Here is an 18,634-nt window from a genome sequence, read left to right as displayed (position 1 = left end):
TTTCCGCCCTCAGGCTGGAAAACGGGAAAGAAGCCAGGTTACGGCCAGAAGATCCGCGCTTCCTCCCGGGCTTAAATTACGGGCGATAAACGCATTGTCCATATTAAAAAGAGCCTGCCTGAATCTGTTGCCGGTAAGATTTTTAATACCCATGAGTCTGGACGCATATCGTCTGGCATAGCGCAACCCCGTGAGGCCGCCTCGCGAGAGGATATTGGTGTCAGGATTATGCGCAATGAATGAAAGCAAAACCCGCAGTAACGCCTCTTCTGGCGAATAACCCGACGCTATGGCTTTTTCCCATACGGGTAATCCGTAGCGTCTTACCGTCATAAATCCGCTTTCAGCTTCACCACGGGCCCCCGTGAAGCCATGATCCCGAAACAATTGCTCACCTTTGGTCTTCGCATCGCCATGTTGTTTCAACTCACGGCTCACCATACCGGCGCAGATGGCACTGATTTCAAGGCAGAGCGCGCTGCGGTTGAGCTCCTCCCCCTTGCCTTGCAGACGCCCGGCGGCAGAACAAAGCAGGCCAAGCGAAAATATTCCCCCCTTGTGGGTGTTGATCCCCCCCGTCGCGCGGAACATCGCCTGCTCGCACGCAAGACCGATAGGGCGGATAGCCCGCAGTGTCTGTTCGGGCTCTTGCCTGGCTGTCTGCATCCCTTTGGAGACAAACAACGCAAACCACGGGGCAATAGCCGCAATACTGGACATAAAAAGCTTCATATTCATGTCCGTATGCGAGCCATTATTGTGACGGTCTACCAGCCCCGGTTTGGGGGTCAAAATCACTTCGCGGTACATCGCTTCCGCGGCAAGCTCAGCAACATTGAGCCCCTCAACCCACGGTTCATTCCTGATGGCAGAAATAGTCATTAATCCTCGCCTCCATGACAGTTTGCAGCGAAAGAAGCGAATGGCGCCGCATACGTGAACAGACATGTGCGGGTTCATCACAGATGAAGCAACGTCTTTTATTTTCACCGACGGCGTTGCGGCTCAATAAACCGCTATCCGGGCAAAACACATCGATATCCCACAACCGGCCCAGAGGATGATGCTCCTCAAGGAGAACGGTGGCCTTTTTGACCAGCAACGCGGGCGCGTTTACGGACCAGAATGACTCTGGTCCGGTGACAAGCTGGCGAGCATCGTGCCGGATGATTTCCCAGCCATTAGCGAGAATGAGCCCGGAGAGGGCCTCATTCGCGACCCCCATTACGGCCCTGGAAACAGGCGTGTCTTTTACGTCGCCGGGCCAGACCAGGGTCGTTGAGATGAGCGTCTGCCCCCAGCACGTTAACCAATGCTGTTGTTGCGCTGCACGGGTTTCTCTGGACGCTAATAGTTGCGCTAATGAAACGGGTGAGCACGATGCGTCTGCCATCGCGTTCATTACTCTTTTACCTGCCGGACGACATCAATGACGCTTCCATCGCGGTAACGAACAATGCCCACGATTTTGGCGGTAAATTCGATGGCTTTTGGATGGCCGCAGATTTCCAGCGCTCGCTGATGTAAATCCTCAATACTCACTACCGGTAACCCGGCAGCCACTAACCGCTGATGAATTTCAGGGCGTGAAGGATTTACGGCAATACCGTGATCGGTAACCAGAACATCAATACTTTCACCCGGCGTCACGCAGGTTGTTACTTGCTTCACCACCGTTGGAATTCGGCTACGGATAAGCGGTGCCACCACCACCGTCAGGTTTGCAGCCGCCGCAACATCACAGTGACCGCCGGAAGCGCCGCGCATCACGCCATCTGAGCCTGTCAGCACGTTAACGTTGAAAGCGGTATCGATTTCAAGGGCGCTTAAAATAACAATATCGACCTGGTCACAGCATGCCGCTTTGGATGACGGATTCGCGTAGACGTTCGTTGAGATTTCAACATGATCGGGGTTTCTGGCCAGAGAGGCCGCGGCAGCGCCGTCAAAACTCTGGGTATCGAGCAGTTTGGCGATCAACCCTTTTTCATGAAGATCCACAATACTGCCGGTGATGCCGCCTAAGGCAAAACTCGCCGTAATGTTTTTCTTTTTCATGCGCGATTCTAAAAAGCGCGTACAGGCCGTTGATGCAGCGCCAGAACCGGTCTGAATGGAAAAACCCTGTTCGAAGTAACCAGAGTGCTCGACCACATCCGCAGCGGAGCGGGCGATCATCAACTCACGAGGGTTGCTGGTTACGCGGGCTGCGCCGACGCTGATTTTTGCCGGGTCGCCAACGCTGTCAATTTTTACGATGTAATCGACCTGGTCCTGAACAATGCTTGCGGGCATATAAGGGAAGGGCTCGATAGATTCAGTCAGCAGTACCACGCGTTTAGCGTACTGCGCGTCCACCATCGCATATCCGAGCGAGCCACAGAGTGATTTACCGCCGCTACCACTTGCATTGCCATATTCATCGGCACATGAGACGGCCAGGAAGGCGACATCAATATTAATTTCACCTTTCTGGATAAGATTAACGCGACCGCCGTGTGAATGAATTTCTACTGGTTGCGCCATCAGACCATGCGAAATTGCATCGGCTAATTCCCCGCGCATGCCGGAGGTATAAATCTTCGTAATGACACCGTTACGGATATGCTGAATTAAGGGGGCGTTGCAGGTCATTAATGAACTGGACGCCAGGGTGATATTTTTCAGTCCCAATGACGCGAGTTTATCGACGACAAGATTGATAACTTTATCGCCTTCACGAAAGGCATGATGAAATGAAATCGTCATCCCATCACGTAATTCGCAGCGGTCGACAATCTCATCCAGACTGTCGCAAAGTTTACGCTGGTGCTTTTGTCTGACATCTGCCAGGTAGGGGGTTGTTGCATTGGCATGGGTAAACGCTACATATTCTTTTGCCTGCCCGACCTGTTCTTGTAAAGCTTCGATTAATTTGCTCATCTTTATTATCCCGACGGTTAGTGGCGAATGCCTGATGCATTTCTTCTCTCAAGAACGACCCTGGCGTGATTGATGATTGGCGCATCGATCATTTTGCCATTCAGAGAAATGACACCCAGCCCACTGCGTTCACCCTCTTCGGCAGCAGCAATAACGCGTTCTGCATAATCAACCTCTTCCTGGGTTGGCGCATAGGCGTTATGAAGCAATTCAATTTGCCGTGGATTAATCAAAGATTTACCGTTGAAGCCCATGCGACGAATTAAATCCACCTCTTTCAGGAAGCCTTCTTCATCGTTCACATCGCCATAGACAACGTCAAACGCATCAATACCTGCAGCACGCGCCGCATGGAGAACGGCACAACGCGCGTAAAACAGCTCTGTACCGTCTCCGCGTTCTGTTTGCATATCCATCACATAGTCGAATGCGGCTAATGCAATACCCATCAGGCGCTCTGAAGAGCGGGCAATGGCCACAGCATTGATGACGCCAATCGCAGACTCAATCGCTGCCATCACCTGTGTGGAGCCAACCTCACGGCCACAGCTTTCCTCAATACGCACAATTTCACGTTCAAGCTGGTGAATATCTTCTGGCGTATCTGTTTTCGGCAAGCGAATAACATCTACCCCGGCGCGTACCGCCGCCTCAAGGTCTTTTAATCCAAAGGGGGTGTTCAGCGGGTTAATGCGCACCACCGTTTCGATATCTTTATACATAGGGTGCTGGAGGGCATTGAAAACCAATATGCGTGCGCTGTCTTTCTCCCTTAAAGACACGGCGTCTTCAAGGTCAAACATGATCGAATCTGGTTTATAAATAAAAGCGGTCGATAACATAGAAGCGCTTGAGCCCGGTAAGAAAAGCATACTGCGGCGTAATTTTTTCATTGTAATTTCTCCCAGTTAATCTCATCGCTACAGGTTCCTCGCATGATCGCGACTTGCATCCGGGAGCGAATAACACAATCCAGCGCACCTTTATCATCAACGATGATTTGCCCGTGCGTGACATTGAATGCGGCTAACGTTTCTTTGACGACCTGAGTAATTTGCTCGCCAAATTGCTTCATCACTTCACTATTAATAACAATATCCAGCCCGCTATCAGAAGGGCTAACTTTCACCATTAGGTCGCTCGATTCCAGCGTGCCCGCCAGAGCTGCCTGTATAATTTTCATGTCAGAGTCCTACGCTAATACTTATAAGATTCCCTGCCAGATGTTGTTCCGGCAAGTCAGGGTGATTTACTTTCAGCCAGTTGTATAAGTAAGGCATGGTACTGTCGGGCACCATATTTCTTGCAACTGACAGTTTGTTTTTGTTCAAAAGGGCGCGAACAGCTGATGCTGATATTGGATAATTATTCTCATCAGTTTTTCTGTCGATTTCATGCACTTTAATGGCCGGAGAGGGAATAACTAATTCGTCTTCAAGCCAGTGGTGCATCGCCTGGTTATACTGGGCTGTAACTTTACAATATGGCTCAGTACCAACGAAACGATGGGTAATTCCCAGTGAGGGCGCAATATAACGTCGAAATATAATCAAATCGATTGCGGAATAGACATCATTCACCACCTGTTTCTCTTTTAAGAAATAGCTGGGAAAAGTGCCGCGTGAAATAATGTATCTGGAACCCGGATGTACCGTTACATTAGAGAGATGTTTTACCCCGTCACGTACCATTGCAAGGCGATCATGAAAGGAGAACTGAGAGACGTTTTCCTCCACAACGAACACATGCAGCCAGTCACACGCACAGGCGGCCTGCTCGATAAGGAACTGGTGCCCTGACGTGAACGGGTTCGCATTCATGACGATACCGCCAATATTGGCCGCCGGGATGAAAAAATCTGCGCGAAGTTTCTTACAGTAACGGTGGATCCCCACCGGAGTGTTTTCCATTAACGCGGCTTTGCCATCAAGGGTGGCTAAAGGAAAAAAGCCACAGCCCCGGAAAGATTTAACATTATCAGGGCAGGTTAAAAGGAACAGATGATGATCGCCATTTTGGTTTGCCAGGTTTTCCGCTTCACGAATCAACTGTAATCCCAGCGATGTGCCGCGCCATTCAATATGCACGGCAATACATTTTAATGTATTGCCCGCAAGTCCAGCACAGGCAATTAATTCTTTGCCTGAACGTGCAATAACGAATTGCCCGACATCATCATCTATTCCTAATCCATTACTTTGCAGAAAACGGATAATCTCGTCTTTGAGAACACCGTTGCTAGTTTCAACAGTGTCGAATTCTAGCTTTTCTTCGGCATACATCTAAATTTCTCCTGACCTGGTGTTCATCAATACTGAATTATGTCTGTGTTATGACGAGCTAATTAAATAGAAAATGAGTTGGCTGGCGACGTTGACTCGACAATGGTATTGGTCAGTCTGCCTAATTTTTCGATGGCGACTTCGACACAATCACCTTCGTGCATGAACAAAGGAGGATTGCGTTTTTTACCGACACCACCAGGTGAACCTGTAATAATGACATCGCCAGGGCTAAGCATCGTGAATGTGCTGATATAAGAAATGAGATCGGCGACTTTGTGAATCATGCTGGCCGTGGAATCATTTTGCACCAGCATGCCATTCAGCCATGTCTGAATAGATAATGCGTGCGGATCCGGGATTTCATCAACGGTGGTCATGTAGGGACCGAAAGCGCCGGTCTGACGCCAGTTCTTACCCGCAGTAAACCATGCGTGCTGCCAGTCGCGAACCGAACCGTCCATGTAACAGCTATAGCCTGCGACATGGTTTAAAGCATCCTGGCGATGAATGTTCTCGCCCGCTTTTCCGATGATCACGGCCAGTTCGCCTTCGTAATCAAATTCCTCAGTCAGATTCGGTTTGATTACCGGTCGTGCATGACCCGTCTGTGAATCCGGGAAGCGAATAAATAATGTTGGTGCATTGTTGGTTTCGGCGAACTCCTTTCTTTTTTCTGCATAGTTCATTCCCACGCAAAAAATTTTCCCGGGTTCCTCAATAACCGGTAAGAACGTAATATCTTTATCTGTAATGTCCGCCGGGTAATCAACATATTGCTGTGCGACATCGAGAGCATCCCATTGCAGGAGATCTTTCAATGTTGGATATTGCTGACCAATTTTTTGACCAAGATCGATAATGCCTGCTTCGGTATAAATACCGTAACTTTTGCGACCGTGATGAATGTAACTTGCAAGTTTCATAATGACACCTAATTCTGGCTTTTAAACTTTATTTACTCACGCCAGGTAATGGCGTGAGTGGTAGATCGATGGCGGTTATTTTGATGTTTCTGCAGGCACCAGATTTGCTTTCGCGCCTGAGGCAAGATGTGTTGCGACAATCATGCCCAGTACCAGCAACGCAATAATGAATGCGGTCATGCCTGCCCAGCCGGTTGAGTGGAAGACGAAACCGTTCAGGAATCCAATCACTGAGCCGCCCATGTAGTAGAAGAACAAATAGAGGGCGACGGCCTGTCCGCGGGCATGGGTGGCGTTTTTACTTACCCAGCTCAGACCGATGGAATGGCAACCGAAGAAGCATGCGGTGAAGATGACAGCACCCATGATGAAGGTGATGACGTTCGAGGTTAATGTCAGCAACATCCCCAGAGACATGATGGCGAACAACACGCGAAGCACATTCATGCTGCCATATTTAGCGGAGAACCGACCGGCCTGCGGCGCCGTGAAAAAGCTTAATGCAAAGCTAAATGAGAGCAGCCCGGCGTTGGCAGGGGAAATATGGAACGGCTCGCCTTTAAGGAAAAATGCCAGGTAATTGTAGAGCGAGGTGAAGGTACCAAAAATGATAAAGCTAATAACGAATGCCAGTGCGATTTTTTTATTTTGAAAATGCGAAGCTGCACCCTTCACGACACGAAATACATTCAGCGTTTCCGTCGGCTTGAAGTTTTTAGAGGCAGGCAGAATAAAGTAAACCAGTACGGCAACAACAATCAGACTTGCCGCAAAACCATAGAAAATAGTGTTTATAGAGATGTGTTCAATCAACTGACTGGCCACGATACGGCCCGACATTCCGCCCATTGAGTTGCCAAACACAAAATAGCCGGTGACGACGCCTGCAACGACAGGGGCCACTTCTTCGCTAATGTACGCGGTTGCCGCAGCGGCAATACCGCTCAGGGCCAGCCCAATAACGGCACGTAACGCCACCAGCATCGCCCATGACTGGACCAACGGACAAAGAATGGTGAGTAATCCGCCCAGTAATAAGGAGACAATAATCAGGCGCTTACGACCATAATGATCGGAAAGCGTACCCGTGAACAACAAACCAATCGCAAGCAGGGCAGTTTCTGCGGAAAGAATAATACTGACCTGGCTGACGGGAACATCATATTCAACCGCGAGTACAGGTAACAAAGGCTGGATGAAAAATAAAGATGCTAGTTCAGCCAAACCTGACAGTGCTAAAGCAAATATTACACGGATGTATTGACTCGCTGTTACATCGCCGGAACCACCTGAAATATTTTTAACGTTCGTTGTAGCCATAATATCCTCGACATTATCTTTCTGGTACAGAGCTTCTTAGCCATGAGAGACTAAAGGTATTAATCGGTAAAGATTTTAAAAGGCTGGCCGATGTTCAGATAACTTCCGCTAAAGCGACTTGCGGAACATAAACACTGCCCTCAAACAATTTACGTGTTGTTCTGATTACAGCAGCACGGGTGTTTTCTATTTTATTTCCGTCTTTTAATAATGAGACTGTAATTTTACCACTTGGGTGTTCGATATTTACAATATTGGTAAACGTATCTTTCGGTTGATCGCTAATGATTTTCTGGGCAACAGATCCTTCAATGATCGTGGCTGTTGAAATCCCAATAGAGCCGGTAATAGCCAGTGACTTATGGCAGTTATGCGGCATGAAATAGCGAACCTTAATTGTGCCACCCGCCGTGGGTTTGCTGAGAAGCACAGGTTTAGGAATAACTTTGTCGGTCACATCGCCAAAACCCATAGCCTCGCCAGCCTTAAGACGGATTTTTTCCAGGCGTTGCATAAACGCCAGGTCGGCTTCCAGTTCTGCCGGAGATTCACCACCGGTTTTATCCATCTGATGGGCATCGATTAAGATCATCGGCATCGCCATATCAATGCAGGTGACTTCCACACCCTCAAAGCGATCCGTTGTGTTACCGGTCGGGAGTAATTTACCGGTTTTACAGCCAGCAGAGTTGAGGAACGTTAAACCGACCGGAGCCGCAGCCCCTGGCACACCATCGATTTGCGTATCGCCTTCATAGCACACCTTGAAATCCGGCGTTTGCACTTCGGCGTCAACAAAGGTTCCCGTGTTGAGATTGCGGATGCGGACGGTGGTCACAGGGTTTTTTGCCGCAACCAGTCCTTTTTCGATGGCGAAGGGGCCGACTGCACATAACATATTTCCGCAGTTTGGCGTGGTATCAACACGGCGCTCTTTCACCATAACCTGGGCAAACAGATAGTCAATATCCGCATCCGGGCTTTCTGACCGGCTCACAATCGCCACTTTACTGGTTTGCGGGCTACCGCCACCGATACCATCAATTTCCAGCTCATGGCCTGCCCCCATCAGAGACAGCAGAACAGCGTCACGTTCCTGAACGTCAGCGGGCAGATCGCTTGCCAGAATAACGGGTCCCTTTGAGGTACCGCCGCGCATCAGTACGCAAGGTATGTTGAACATAGGTTTTCTCTTTCCACATGTTAAATGATGCAGTAAGCGTCCCACATGCTGATAAATAACTCTAATGTCAAAAAACGAAGGATTAATGCGTTTTACACATTAATAAGCTGTCGGTTACGATGGTCTGCTATCGGGGTAAACGTGGGGGAATAAACATGCAGCATGAATTACAGGGTATTCAAGCTTTTGTTAAGATTGCGGAAATTGGCTGTTTCACAAGGGCGTCACAATTTTTACACATCTCCCAGCCCGCCTTAACAAGGAGAATAAAAAAGCTGGAAGAGAGCCTGGGTACAACGTTATTTGAACGGTCGACCCGGCGAGTAAAACTGACTGCCGTGGGGCGAGATTTCCTGCCTAAGGCAAAGAATCTCATCGATTTTTATGAAAGCTCGATTCTCAGCATCAAAGAGATGGCAACGCATCAAACAGGGGTCATTACGCTCTCCTGTTTACCTACCGCCGCGTTCTATTTCTTGCCCTCTGTTATCCGTGATTACAATGAACATTACCCGAATATTCGCATCCGCATTCTTGAGCATAGTGCCAGCGACTGCCTCGAAGCTGTGCTTAATGGCGACGCAGATTTCGGCATAAATATGATAAACATCACACATCCAAATATCGAGTTTACCCCACTGGTGAATGAGCCTTTTGTCCTTGCCTGCAAACGCGATCATGAACTCGCCAAAAAATCGCTGGTGATGTGGGAAGACCTGGCCGGACTGCGGCTCATCGGGGTGCGTAAATCGAGCGGCAACCGACTCCTGATTGACCAGGCCCTCGAAGGATTCGACTGGCAGCCGAACTGGTTTTACGAAGTGAGACATCTCTCAACCTCGCTCGGGATGGTGGAAGCGGGCCTGGGGGTTGCGGTTGTCCCCAGCCTGGCAATGCCTACCGATGAGCATCATGTACTGGTCAGCCGCCCTCTTATCGAACCCGTTATCAGAAGAACACTCGGCCTGGTTTTAAGAAGGGGAGATTCGTTGAGCCCCGCGGCTGAGAAATTTCGCGAGATGTTGATGAAACTGTGGTCGCAGGATAAAACCAGCCCCTGGATTGGCAAATTCAGTCATTAAGCTCAAGGAGACTGACTATCGGGCATGAGGAGATCTGGAAAGTGGGTCTGTCAGGCGCTTACGCGTAACGGACACCTCAGTGTTATGCAACATGTACTGAGGTGTCCGTTATGCTATTGACGATTAAGATCGTTCTTCTGCGTGGGTATCGCTCATTATGCCCTGGCGGGTATGAGCTTCCTTGTAAAATCAGCGCTGGCGCTTTCTCGCCGAACGACGGTGCCAGGGAGCGTGAAGTGGCTGACCACCTCATTCAGGATTTCGGTTCTGGCGTTGAGGTTATTGGCTGAAGTCGTAACCTGTTGAACAAGCCCGGCATTCTGCTGTGTCGCCCGGTCCAGTTCCGCCACCGCATGGTTGAGCTGTGAAATCCCCTTACTTTGTTCATCGGAGGCCAGCGCTATCTCACCGATAAGCGTATTCACGCTGGTGACATTCACTTTCACCTCTGACATGGCAGTGCCTGCAGCCTCAGTAATCTCTTTGCCCTCATGCACCGAAACGATGGCTGATTTTATCAGGGACTCGATTTCACGTGCGGCCGTTGCGCTACGCTGGGCGAGGGAACGCACTTCCGTTGCCACGACAGCAAAGCCACGCCCCTGTTCACCGGCTCGCGCCGCTTCTACCGCAGCGTTAAGCGCAAGGATATTGGTCTGGAAAGCAATGCTATTGATGGTTGAGGTGAACTGGCGAATCTGTTCAGACCCGTCCGCGATACGGCTCATGGTGCTGGCGAGATTCTCGACCAGTTCGCTGGCTTTTTCCGTCGTGTGTGCGGTTGTGACTGACAGATCGCGAACCTGGCGGGCGTTATCGGCGTTATGGCTTACCGTCGAGGTTAACTCTTCCATACTCGTTGCCGCCTGCTCCAGAGATGCCGCCTGCCGCGTGGTCCGATCTGCAAGCTCGCTGTTCCCTGCGGCAATCTCACTCGCTTCGCGATGCAGCGCGTCGCTGTTTTCGCTGATCGCGGTGACCGTCTTGAGCAGGCTATGCTGCATTTCACGCACCAGAGGAATCATCTGTCCGACACAGTTTCGCCCAATATCTTTTGGCTCACGGGTCAGATCACCCTGCGCAATGGTATGGAAGTAAGAGCGAATATCGCCAACCGGTTTTACCAGGTGGATGACCAGATAACAGTCGCAGAACAGTACCAGCCCGCCGATGGCAAACAGCGCGATGAGCAGCACCACATTCAGTCGCTTATCGTCAGACGAATTCAGGGCACTGTCGAAAACGGAATGCTGTGTCAGGTCTTTAATTCGCGCCGTGGCTTCCGTTTCCCAGTTAGCGGAGGTACCCGACAACGCCTGGGACAGAGATGCCCACTCCTGGCCTGCGGGGATTTCATTTTTGAGCGCCTGTTTCTCAGCGTCTGAGCCATGTTGTAAAACCAGGGTGGCGTGAGCGAGGAAAAGGGCCTGTTGTGTTTGCGCCGCACTCTGTTCGGCGTAGTTGTTCATGTTGTGAGCTGTGTAAGCGGCATAACCGCCGGTCGCGGTGATAAGTGCAAATGCCGTGAGGAGAATGCATAGCACAACGCGGCGGATGGTGAAGTTTTTTAAAGAGTTCATAGTCGCACTCTGTTTTAGAGAGGTGGCTTAAAGCGTAAACGGCACGCAATGTAAATCGCTCGATATTTTATAGTGTGCGATTTAATTGGAGTCTAACAGGAGCGTTGATAAATAAATACAGGGGGGGAATAAATAATTTTGCAAAGAAACTATATACATTTTGCTTCCAAAGCCCAGGACGCAAAATGTCCTTTGTTTTTTATAAGAATATGCGAAACGTACAAACTTTAATCGTTTATTCCTTGCTCAACGATAGCCTTTACCGTGGTGACGAGGGCGGCTTCCGGCGAAAGGTGCAGGCGATGTCTGCCTCATGGCCAGACACCGCCGCTGCGTTTACTGCTCCGTCACGAGCACCACTTTCCCGATATGCGCACTGGCATCGAGCATCCGGTGTGCTTCGCTCGCCTGTGTCAGAGGAAAGGTTTTAAAGACTTGCGGTTTCACCGACCCGGTTTCAATTAACGGCAACACATTTTTGCTGAGGGCATCAATTAATTCTGCTTTTTCCTCTGGCGTACGTGAACGCAGTGTGGAGCCCAGATGGGTGAGCCGTTTGCTGAGCATAGGGAACAAATTGACCTCTTTAGCCACGCCACCAATCACGCCAATCTGCACGATGCGACCGTTCATCGCGGCAGCGGCATAATTGCGGGCAACGTAATCCCCGGCCACGATGTCGAGAATAATATCCGCGCCATGCCCGTCGGTTTCACGATGAACAGCATCCACGAAGTCTTCCTCTTTATACAAGATGGCGACATCCGCCCCCAGTTTCAGGCTGGCCTGACGATGCGCTTCTGAACCGACCGTGGTGATGATTTTTGCGGCGCAAAAGGCTTTTGCCAGCATGGTTGCTGTCGTGCCAATACCGGATGCGCCCCCATGAATCAGGATAATATCGCCAGCTTTAAACTGACCGCGCTGGAACATATTGAGCCAGACCGTCATAAACGTTTCAGGTAAGGCAGCGGCTTCGGTCAGGCTAAGCTCGCACGGCAATGGCAGAACATTGATTTCATCCGCTACGCAGTATTGCGCATAACCACCGCCCGGGATCAGCGCGGCCACATGATCGCCTGGTTTGACGCGTTGTACTTTGCTACCGACTGCCACGATCACGCCGGAGACTTCCAGACCGGGTATATCCGAGGCGCCCGGCGGCGGTGCATATTGCCCTTTGCGTTGCATGACATCAGGTCCGTTAACACCTGCTGCGGCAATCTGAATCAACACTTCATTCTCTTTGGGGCGCGGTACCGGGCGTGTTGTTGCTTGTAGAACCTCCGGGCCGCCGGGTTCGGTAATCTCGATGGCAGTCATTGTTTCGGGGATGACGTTCGTTTGTTCAGACATATTTTCTCCTCTGTCGGCGCGTTTTTAGCGATGCGACGGCGTTGATGTACTGATTAAAAGATGGGCGCACAGCGCCGTAAGTGCAAAGAGTGCCCCGGTCAGCGCCAGCCCGTGCCAGCCGAGTGACGCCGATGTGGTGGCCGCAACCGCCGTTCCCGTTGCACCGCCAAGAAAATAGCTGGTCATAAACAGGGTATTAAGGCGGCTGCGCGCGGTGGCCGAAAGCGCGGTAATGCGACTCTGATTCGCCACCAGACCCGCACGGTTACCGATATCGATCATCGCCATCGCCACGATAAGTAACCACAGATGTGAAGCACTGACGCCCACCAGCGCAAAAGCCGCTGCCAACAGCAATGCGCCGGCGAAAAGCATCTTACCGGAGCCCACACGGTCGACCATCCGGCCAATCGCCGGGGAGGCCAGCAAACCGGCAATGCCGACGAAGCCAAATGCGCCCACGGCGCCGGGGCCAAAGTCATAGGGCGGACGCGCCATCAACATAGCGAGCGTAGACCATAATGCGGAGAAGGCGGCAAACATCAGAAATCCGGTAACGCAAGCGGCACGAACGGTGGGTTCACCTTTAAATAGCGTCCACAGTGAACACAGTAAGGCGGTATAGGGGAGCGATGTGGCCTGCCCGGTAGACGGGAAGCGAAGAATAATCACCGCCATAACCAGTACATCAATGGCGACGGCAATGAAAAACATCATACGCCAGCCCTCGCTGGCACCGACAAAACCACTTAAGGTGCGGGCAAACAGTAAACCTGCCGAGAGGCCGCTCAACAGCGTTCCCACGACTCGCCCACGCAGGCTGGGATCGGCCAGGCCCGACATCGTAGGGATAATAATTTGCGCGCTCACGGCACTGGCGCCGACGGCGAAGCTGGCAAGTTTTAACAGATTAAAATTGGGGGCGATGGCCACCGCAAGCAGGCTGACCATATTGCATGCCAGCAGCGCGATGATGAGTCGTTTACGGTCGACGCGATCGCCGAGCGGGACCAGCAGGAACAGGCCGCTGGCGTAACCGAGTTGCGTCAACATGGCAATCTGGCCCGCCTGCGCATCGGATCGCCCGAAGCTTGCTCCCATGCTGGCGAGTAGCGGCTGATTGTAATAAAGCGTTGAGACAGCAAAAGCGCAGGCCAGAGCCATCAGAAAAACAGTGGCGGCAGAAAGCGGCGTTGACGATGAAGAAGAGGTAACCATGGTGACATCAATCCCGTATCAAGAGTTGTCACCACTCTATCTGGCACGATGCAGGATGATAACGCCGTTTCAGACGCAACATCTTTGCGTATTATGCAAAGATGAAGGTCAGGGCTCCCAGACAGGCGGTGTACCGATGGCCTGGCAAAGCGCCGCATTAAAAGCGCGCACTTTGGCGCCGGGCTGCGGCAGCGCGCGCAGTAGGTGAATGCGCGACGGGGTGGCATTCCAGGGTTCCGCGTCCAGCGAAAGACGCGTGAGTGTGCCCGCTTTCACATCCTGGCCGACAATCCAGGTGGGCAGGAAGGCGATGCCCATGCCCGCCAGTGCCGCGCTGCGTAAGGCTTCAAAATCATCGCAGCGAAAAACCCCCCCTGAACGTTGCGCATCGCTGTGCGAAAAATCGGGTATCTCTTTCCATCCCAGCAGGTCGCTGCCGTGCAGTTTATCGAGCAGGCGGTGCGTGACCAGTTCGCGGGTACTGACCGGCTGGCCTGCACGCGCAAGGTAGGCGGGGCTTGCCACCAGCAGGCGCGTCAGCGGCGCGAGCGTCGTGGCGATAAGCGTGCTGTCCGGCAGATCGCCCATACGAATCATCACGTCCAGCCGCTCTGTGACCGGATTATAAAGCCTTTCAGTGAGATCGAGTTCAACACGCAGCGCCGGGTGTTCGGCTTCCAGCGCAGCGATGACCGGCAGAACGTACCGCTTGCCGAAAGAGGGCAGGCACGCGATGCGCAGGGTGCCGGACACGGAAATATCAAATGCCGACACCTCCGCGTGAACATCTGCCAGTTCATCCAGCAGGCGCAACGCCCGCTGGTACAGCTTTTGCCCCGAATCTGTCAGCGTCAGTGAGCGCGTTGAGCGAATGAATAACGCAACGCCCAGCTCATGTTCCAGAGCATCAATTTGCCGCACCACGGCAGACGGGGTCTGCGCACGTTTACGCGCGGCAGCGGAAAAGCTGCCGCTGCGCACGACATCGGCGAAGACAGAGAGATACTCGGCAAAATTGGGCGTTATCATCTTTGCGCGTTTCGCAAAATTATTCACAATGCGCACAACATAACACGCTGTGTGCCGATCTGCTCGTTGCGTTACCGTTCCGGGGAGTGTTGCTGTGCACAAACTTCTGCGTTTTTGCCCGCAGACCACGCCATCCACATGGCTATGGCCAGTAACAACAGCAGTAACGGCGTGAAACCCTGCGTGCCGACCCGTTCTAATACAATGCCGCCCAGTATGCCGCCGCCTGCGATCGCCAGGTTCCACACTGTTACCAGCATCGACTGTGCGATATCCGTTGCCTCTTTCGCGCGGATCACCATCGCGGTCTGAAACAGCGTAGCGGCGCCGCCAAAGGCCAGTCCCCAAAAGATCACCGCCGCCCAGACCGTTGACGCACGGGTGGCATTCAGTTGCAGCAGCAGGGCGGCCAGTATAAACAGGCCAACGCTCAGCACGGTGAGTCCGTACAGATAGCGGTCAATCAGCATCCCTGTTACCGCGATACTTGCCAGCGAGCAAAGCCCAAACAGCAGCAGGGCGGCATCTGTTCTTGCCGCTAACCCTGCCGGGGCCAGGAACGGCGAAATATAGGTATAGAGCAGGTTATGCGCCAGCACGAAACTGAGCACCAACAGCAGTACGCGACCGACGCCGGGTAGCTGAGCGACGCGGCGCAGCGACAAGCGTTGCGGTACCGGTGGCGCGGCATGATCCGGGGCGCTCAGGCGTAAAATGATCATCAACAACAGCGACATTACGCTTAGCATCGCAAAGCAGAGCCGCCAGCCAATCAGGTTGCCAACGAAGGTCCCGATGGGCACACCGATGGAGAGGGCCAGCGGCGTGCCCGCCATGGCAATCGCGATCGCTTGTCCCTTTTTATGGGCGGGGGCCATCGAGGCGGCGAAACCGGCCAGCAGCGCCCACAGAATGCCGGCCGCGATACCCGCGATACCGCGTGCGGCGAGCAGCAACCCATAATTGCTGGCAAAGGCGGTGACGGTATTCGCCAGCGTAAATCCCGCAAGCGTTAACAACAGCAGTCGGCGGCGGCGCCATCCCTGCAGTAACGACATAAGCGGAATAGCGGCAATAAACGAGCCGACGGCATAAACCGTCACGCTTTGCCCGGCCGCCGCTGGCGTGATAGCAAGATCGTGGGCCATTCGCGTCAGTAACCCGGCGGGTAGCGTTTCGGTGACAATAGTGACAAATGCCGCCATCCCCAGCGCCAGCAGCGGCAAGAGGGGCAGACGTTGCGCGCGTGTCATAACGTCCCCCGCAAGCCGTGGTAGACCGCATCGCGCAGATCATTGACAAACTGTCCCGACATGCCTTCGTACAGTGTATTGCTAAAGGCCACCACGCTGAGTTCGCGCTCGCGATCAACAAACCACGCATGACCGTAGGCCCCCCCCCAGCGCCAGGTACCCGGGGATTCCGGCGAGGCAGCCAGTTGGGGATCGCGAAGAACGGAAAAGCCCAGGCCAAAACCTGTGCCGGGGGCATCCGCAAGCGCATGTGGCGTAATCTGAACGCGGCCCATTTCCGCCACCCATTCGGGGGACAGAAGAGAACCGCCCCCGCTACGCAACGTTTCAAGCAGGCGCATCACATCACTCACCGTGCCAACCATTCCCGCGCCGCCCGACGGGTACGCCTCGCTGTTATAGACTCGTGACGGGCTATAGCAGATACCCACGGTGTTCTCAAAGGGGGCAACGAATTCGCCCTCCTGCAGAAGGTGGGGCTCCGGCTGGTCATTGACGTAGGCGGTGGCCACCACCTGGCCCGGTGAGACCGCGAAGCCTGTGTTGTGCATTGCCAGCGGTCCGGTGACCAGCGTTTTTACCGCAGCATCCAGCGGTTGCCCCTGTACCTGCTCAATGACCGCGCCGAGCACATCTATCGCCAGCGAATAGCACCAGGCGGTTCCCGGCGCATATAACAGGGGAACCGTGGCGATACGGCGGACGTTTTCCTTGAGCGTTACCCCGGAAGCATCCATCCCATCGGAAACCCCCGCGCGGGCGTAGGGACCGTTCGCATCCTCTTCGAGAAAGCGGTAACCGAGACCGGCGCTGTGGCTCATTAACTGGCGCAGCGTGATGGTGGCCTGGCCGCCATCCGGCAATGACGGGGTGAACTCAGGCAGGTAGCGGGTAACGACATCATCAAGATGCAATTTCCCCTGCTGCACCAGCACCATGGCGGCGGTGGTGACAATGGGTTTACTGACCGACGCAAGACGAAAACGGGTATTCAGCGTCATCAGGCGCTGCGTTTCCCGATCGGCATAGCCCGCCGCCTGGTGAAAAATGGTTTGCCCATGGTGTGTGACCATGACTTCCACGCCCACCAGACGGCGCTCATGCAGTGCCTGACGGACAACGCGTTGAATGAAATCTTGCATTTGCTCTCTCCTCTGTTTTCAACGTATTCACAGTAGAAGTTTCGCGATTGCGGAAAAAGAGGGGTATATTTCATGACACTACGGAAATAAATGTCCGTAATGGCGAGGGCATATGGACAGTCTCAACGGGTTTGTCGTGTTTGTGCAGGTGGCGGAAATGCGCAGCTTTGTGGCCGCCGGGCGTCATCTTGGCGTATCGGCTTCGGCGGTGGGGAAGAGTATTGCCCGGCTGGAAGATAAGCTCGGCGTGCGGCTGTTTCACCGAAGCACGCGCAGCATCACGCTGACCGCAGAAGGGCATTTACTGCTGGAGCGCAGCCGACGCATCCTCGCTGAAATCGAGGCCGCACAGCAGGAACTCACCCAGGCGGCGGAGCGCCCGGTTGGACGTTTGCGGCTGAGCTTGCCGCTGGTGGGCTCGCTGGTGTTACCTGTGCTGGGCGATTTTATGCGCCAGTACCCGCAGATCCAGCTGGATCTGGAATTTACCGATCGCATGGTGGATGTGATTGCCGAGGGCTATGACGCCGTTCTGCGCATCGGACCGCCTGCTGACTCGCGCCTCTCGGCCCGCAAACTGGGGCAGTTTCGCACGGTTGTCGTCGCATCGCCGGATTATCTGGCTCGCTGCGGCGAACCGCAAAGCCCTGCGGATCTCGCTCATCATGCCTGTCTGCAATACCGTTTTCCCTCCAGTGGCAAACTGGAACGTTGGGTGATGCGTGGTAATGAGGCGGAAAACGAGCTCACGCTTCCGGCGACTATGGTGTGCAATAACATTGAAACCCGCGTCTGCTTCGCGCTGCGCGGGCTGGGGATTGCCTGGCTGCCTGATTTTGCCATTCGCGAGGCGCTGGAGCAGGGTGCGCTGCAAGAGATCTTATCCGATTACGCCAGCCACACCGGGGTGGTGCACCTGCTGTGGCCTGCCAGTAAACATCCCTCGCCTAAGCTGCGCGCATTAATCGATTTTCTTAGCGCGCGGCTTTTTCCGCCGGCGGGCTAAACTGCGTTATCAGCCAGTCAACAAAGACCCGCAGGCGCGCGCTCTGGTGGCGGTTTGGGGTAGGCCGCATGGAACGGCGTTGGCATTCTGGACCACTCAGGCAAGACCTGCATCCGTTCCTTGTGTTGAGCCAGGCTACCCAGGTTTCAGCCCCGCCAGCATCATGTTCGTCAGCCTGTTGTCCTTCTTGATGCAGAATTTGCCGTTATCTATCGCAATGTGTTCGCCCTGCCCAATGATGTCACGCTGATTGCCGACGTAGTGGTTTAGCATCGCCGGACATCTGCCAGGGATGCCATTAATCTGCAACAGATGCTGACGCAACGGCCACTTAT

General features: G+C 53.2%; 18 protein-coding genes. 2 read left to right on the top strand and 16 right to left on the bottom strand.

Going from position 1 to position 18,634, the window contains the following annotated elements:
• Positions 1-9: 9 nt before the first annotated feature.
• From citG to L2097_RS13160, 9 genes are all read right to left on the bottom strand, one after another.
• A complete protein-coding gene (gene citG, locus L2097_RS13200) occupies positions 10-882 on the bottom strand; it encodes a triphosphoribosyl-dephospho-CoA synthase CitG (protein WP_250352988.1) in 873 nt (290 codons plus the stop codon).
• Positions 857-1,402 (bottom strand): citrate lyase holo-[acyl-carrier protein] synthase, encoded by a 546-nt coding sequence (gene citX / locus L2097_RS13195; protein ID WP_250352987.1) that lies wholly within the window; start codon positions 1,400-1,402, stop codon positions 857-859. The genes citG and citX overlap by 26 nt, the downstream gene beginning before the upstream one ends.
• Positions 1,402-2,922 (bottom strand): citrate lyase subunit alpha, encoded by a 1,521-nt coding sequence (gene citF / locus L2097_RS13190; protein WP_250352986.1) that lies wholly within the window; start codon positions 2,920-2,922, stop codon positions 1,402-1,404. The genes citX and citF overlap by 1 nt, the downstream gene beginning before the upstream one ends.
• A gap of 17 nt (positions 2,923-2,939) precedes the next feature.
• Complete coding sequence (citE, locus tag L2097_RS13185; protein ID WP_085005708.1) at positions 2,940-3,815, bottom strand: citrate (pro-3S)-lyase subunit beta; 876 nt, start codon at positions 3,813-3,815, stop codon at positions 2,940-2,942.
• Positions 3,812-4,105, bottom strand: a complete 294-nt coding sequence (citD, locus tag L2097_RS13180; protein WP_041852327.1) for a citrate lyase acyl carrier protein — start codon at positions 4,103-4,105, stop codon at positions 3,812-3,814. Before citD ends, citE begins: the two co-directional genes overlap by 4 nt.
• 1 nt (position 4,106) lies before the next feature.
• On the bottom strand, positions 4,107-5,204 hold the full coding sequence (gene citC / locus L2097_RS13175) for a [citrate (pro-3S)-lyase] ligase (RefSeq protein WP_250352985.1): 1,098 nt from the start codon (positions 5,202-5,204) through the stop codon (positions 4,107-4,109).
• A gap of 62 nt (positions 5,205-5,266) precedes the next feature.
• Positions 5,267-6,130, bottom strand: a complete 864-nt coding sequence (locus L2097_RS13170; RefSeq protein ID WP_085005706.1) for a fumarylacetoacetate hydrolase family protein — start codon at positions 6,128-6,130, stop codon at positions 5,267-5,269.
• A gap of 75 nt (positions 6,131-6,205) precedes the next feature.
• Complete coding sequence (locus tag L2097_RS13165) at positions 6,206-7,450, bottom strand: MFS transporter (protein WP_142519363.1); 1,245 nt, start codon at positions 7,448-7,450, stop codon at positions 6,206-6,208.
• A gap of 94 nt (positions 7,451-7,544) precedes the next feature.
• Positions 7,545-8,633, bottom strand: a complete 1,089-nt coding sequence (locus L2097_RS13160; protein ID WP_085005704.1) for a 4-oxalomesaconate tautomerase — start codon at positions 8,631-8,633, stop codon at positions 7,545-7,547.
• 155 nt (positions 8,634-8,788) lie between these two features.
• Here L2097_RS13160 and L2097_RS13155 point away from each other — a divergent pair, with 155 nt between their 5' ends.
• Entirely contained in the window at positions 8,789-9,715 is a 927-nt protein-coding gene (locus L2097_RS13155; protein WP_052249353.1) for a LysR family transcriptional regulator, read from the top strand.
• Between the two features lie 155 nt (positions 9,716-9,870).
• Here L2097_RS13155 and L2097_RS13150 read toward each other — a convergent pair whose 3' ends face one another.
• From L2097_RS13150 to L2097_RS13125, 6 genes are all read right to left on the bottom strand, one after another.
• The gene (locus L2097_RS13150; protein ID WP_250352984.1) at positions 9,871-11,295 is read right to left on the bottom strand and encodes a methyl-accepting chemotaxis protein; all 1,425 of its coding nucleotides are present in this window, start codon (positions 11,293-11,295) and stop codon (positions 9,871-9,873) included.
• A 336-nt stretch (positions 11,296-11,631) separates the two neighbouring features.
• Positions 11,632-12,651: an NAD(P)H-quinone oxidoreductase gene (locus L2097_RS13145; protein ID WP_250352983.1), complete on the bottom strand. Its 1,020-nt coding sequence runs from the start codon at positions 12,649-12,651 to the stop codon at positions 11,632-11,634.
• Positions 12,652-12,675: 24 nt separating this feature from the next.
• Positions 12,676-13,869, bottom strand: coding sequence for an MFS transporter (locus L2097_RS13140; RefSeq protein WP_250352982.1), 1,194 nt, complete (start codon positions 13,867-13,869; stop codon positions 12,676-12,678).
• A gap of 108 nt (positions 13,870-13,977) precedes the next feature.
• Positions 13,978-14,898: a LysR family transcriptional regulator gene (locus L2097_RS13135; RefSeq protein WP_250352981.1), complete on the bottom strand. Its 921-nt coding sequence runs from the start codon at positions 14,896-14,898 to the stop codon at positions 13,978-13,980.
• Between the two features lie 71 nt (positions 14,899-14,969).
• Positions 14,970-16,151, bottom strand: coding sequence for an MFS transporter (locus L2097_RS13130; RefSeq protein ID WP_250352980.1), 1,182 nt, complete (start codon positions 16,149-16,151; stop codon positions 14,970-14,972).
• On the bottom strand, positions 16,148-17,293 hold the full coding sequence (locus L2097_RS13125) for a serine hydrolase domain-containing protein (RefSeq protein ID WP_250352979.1): 1,146 nt from the start codon (positions 17,291-17,293) through the stop codon (positions 16,148-16,150). The genes L2097_RS13130 and L2097_RS13125 overlap by 4 nt, the downstream gene beginning before the upstream one ends.
• Positions 17,294-17,405: 112 nt before the next feature.
• Between L2097_RS13125 and L2097_RS13120 the strand changes: the two genes are divergently transcribed.
• Positions 17,406-18,299 carry a LysR family transcriptional regulator gene (locus L2097_RS13120; protein WP_085005698.1) on the top strand — a complete coding sequence of 298 codons (894 nt, stop codon included), beginning with the start codon at positions 17,406-17,408 and terminating at the stop codon, positions 18,297-18,299.
• Positions 18,300-18,434: 135 nt separating this feature from the next.
• On the opposite strand, the gene L2097_RS13115 is transcribed toward L2097_RS13120, so the two are convergent.
• Positions 18,435-18,572: a hypothetical protein gene (locus tag L2097_RS13115; RefSeq protein WP_250352978.1), complete on the bottom strand. Its 138-nt coding sequence runs from the start codon at positions 18,570-18,572 to the stop codon at positions 18,435-18,437.
• Positions 18,573-18,634: the final 62 nt, after the last annotated feature.

This window comes from Citrobacter sp. MNAZ 1397, from assembly GCF_023613995.1.
Taxonomy (GTDB): Bacteria; Pseudomonadota; Gammaproteobacteria; order Enterobacterales; family Enterobacteriaceae; genus Phytobacter; species Phytobacter ursingii.
Note: the sequence above shows the minus strand (reverse complement) of the source record. Positions and strands in the feature narration are given on the sequence as shown.

Coding starts and splice junctions, on each gene's coding strand:
- citG (WP_250352988.1), bottom strand. CDS start 882: ATGACTATTTCTGCCATCAGGAATGAACCGTGGGTTGAGGGGCTCAAT.
- citX (WP_250352987.1), bottom strand. CDS start 1,402: ATGAACGCGATGGCAGACGCATCGTGCTCACCCGTTTCATTAGCGCAA.
- citF (WP_250352986.1), bottom strand. CDS start 2,922: ATGAGCAAATTAATCGAAGCTTTACAAGAACAGGTCGGGCAGGCAAAA.
- citE (WP_085005708.1), bottom strand. CDS start 3,815: ATGAAAAAATTACGCCGCAGTATGCTTTTCTTACCGGGCTCAAGCGCT.
- citD (WP_041852327.1), bottom strand. CDS start 4,105: ATGAAAATTATACAGGCAGCTCTGGCGGGCACGCTGGAATCGAGCGAC.
- citC (WP_250352985.1), bottom strand. CDS start 5,204: ATGTATGCCGAAGAAAAGCTAGAATTCGACACTGTTGAAACTAGCAAC.
- L2097_RS13170 (WP_085005706.1), bottom strand. CDS start 6,130: ATGAAACTTGCAAGTTACATTCATCACGGTCGCAAAAGTTACGGTATT.
- L2097_RS13165 (WP_142519363.1), bottom strand. CDS start 7,450: ATGGCTACAACGAACGTTAAAAATATTTCAGGTGGTTCCGGCGATGTA.
- L2097_RS13160 (WP_085005704.1), bottom strand. CDS start 8,633: ATGTTCAACATACCTTGCGTACTGATGCGCGGCGGTACCTCAAAGGGA.
- L2097_RS13155 (WP_052249353.1), top strand. CDS start 8,789: ATGCAGCATGAATTACAGGGTATTCAAGCTTTTGTTAAGATTGCGGAA.
- L2097_RS13150 (WP_250352984.1), bottom strand. CDS start 11,295: ATGAACTCTTTAAAAAACTTCACCATCCGCCGCGTTGTGCTATGCATT.
- L2097_RS13145 (WP_250352983.1), bottom strand. CDS start 12,651: ATGTCTGAACAAACGAACGTCATCCCCGAAACAATGACTGCCATCGAG.
- L2097_RS13140 (WP_250352982.1), bottom strand. CDS start 13,869: ATGGTTACCTCTTCTTCATCGTCAACGCCGCTTTCTGCCGCCACTGTT.
- L2097_RS13135 (WP_250352981.1), bottom strand. CDS start 14,898: ATGATAACGCCCAATTTTGCCGAGTATCTCTCTGTCTTCGCCGATGTC.
- L2097_RS13130 (WP_250352980.1), bottom strand. CDS start 16,151: ATGACACGCGCGCAACGTCTGCCCCTCTTGCCGCTGCTGGCGCTGGGG.
- L2097_RS13125 (WP_250352979.1), bottom strand. CDS start 17,293: ATGCAAGATTTCATTCAACGCGTTGTCCGTCAGGCACTGCATGAGCGC.
- L2097_RS13120 (WP_085005698.1), top strand. CDS start 17,406: ATGGACAGTCTCAACGGGTTTGTCGTGTTTGTGCAGGTGGCGGAAATG.
- L2097_RS13115 (WP_250352978.1), bottom strand. CDS start 18,572: ATGCTAAACCACTACGTCGGCAATCAGCGTGACATCATTGGGCAGGGC.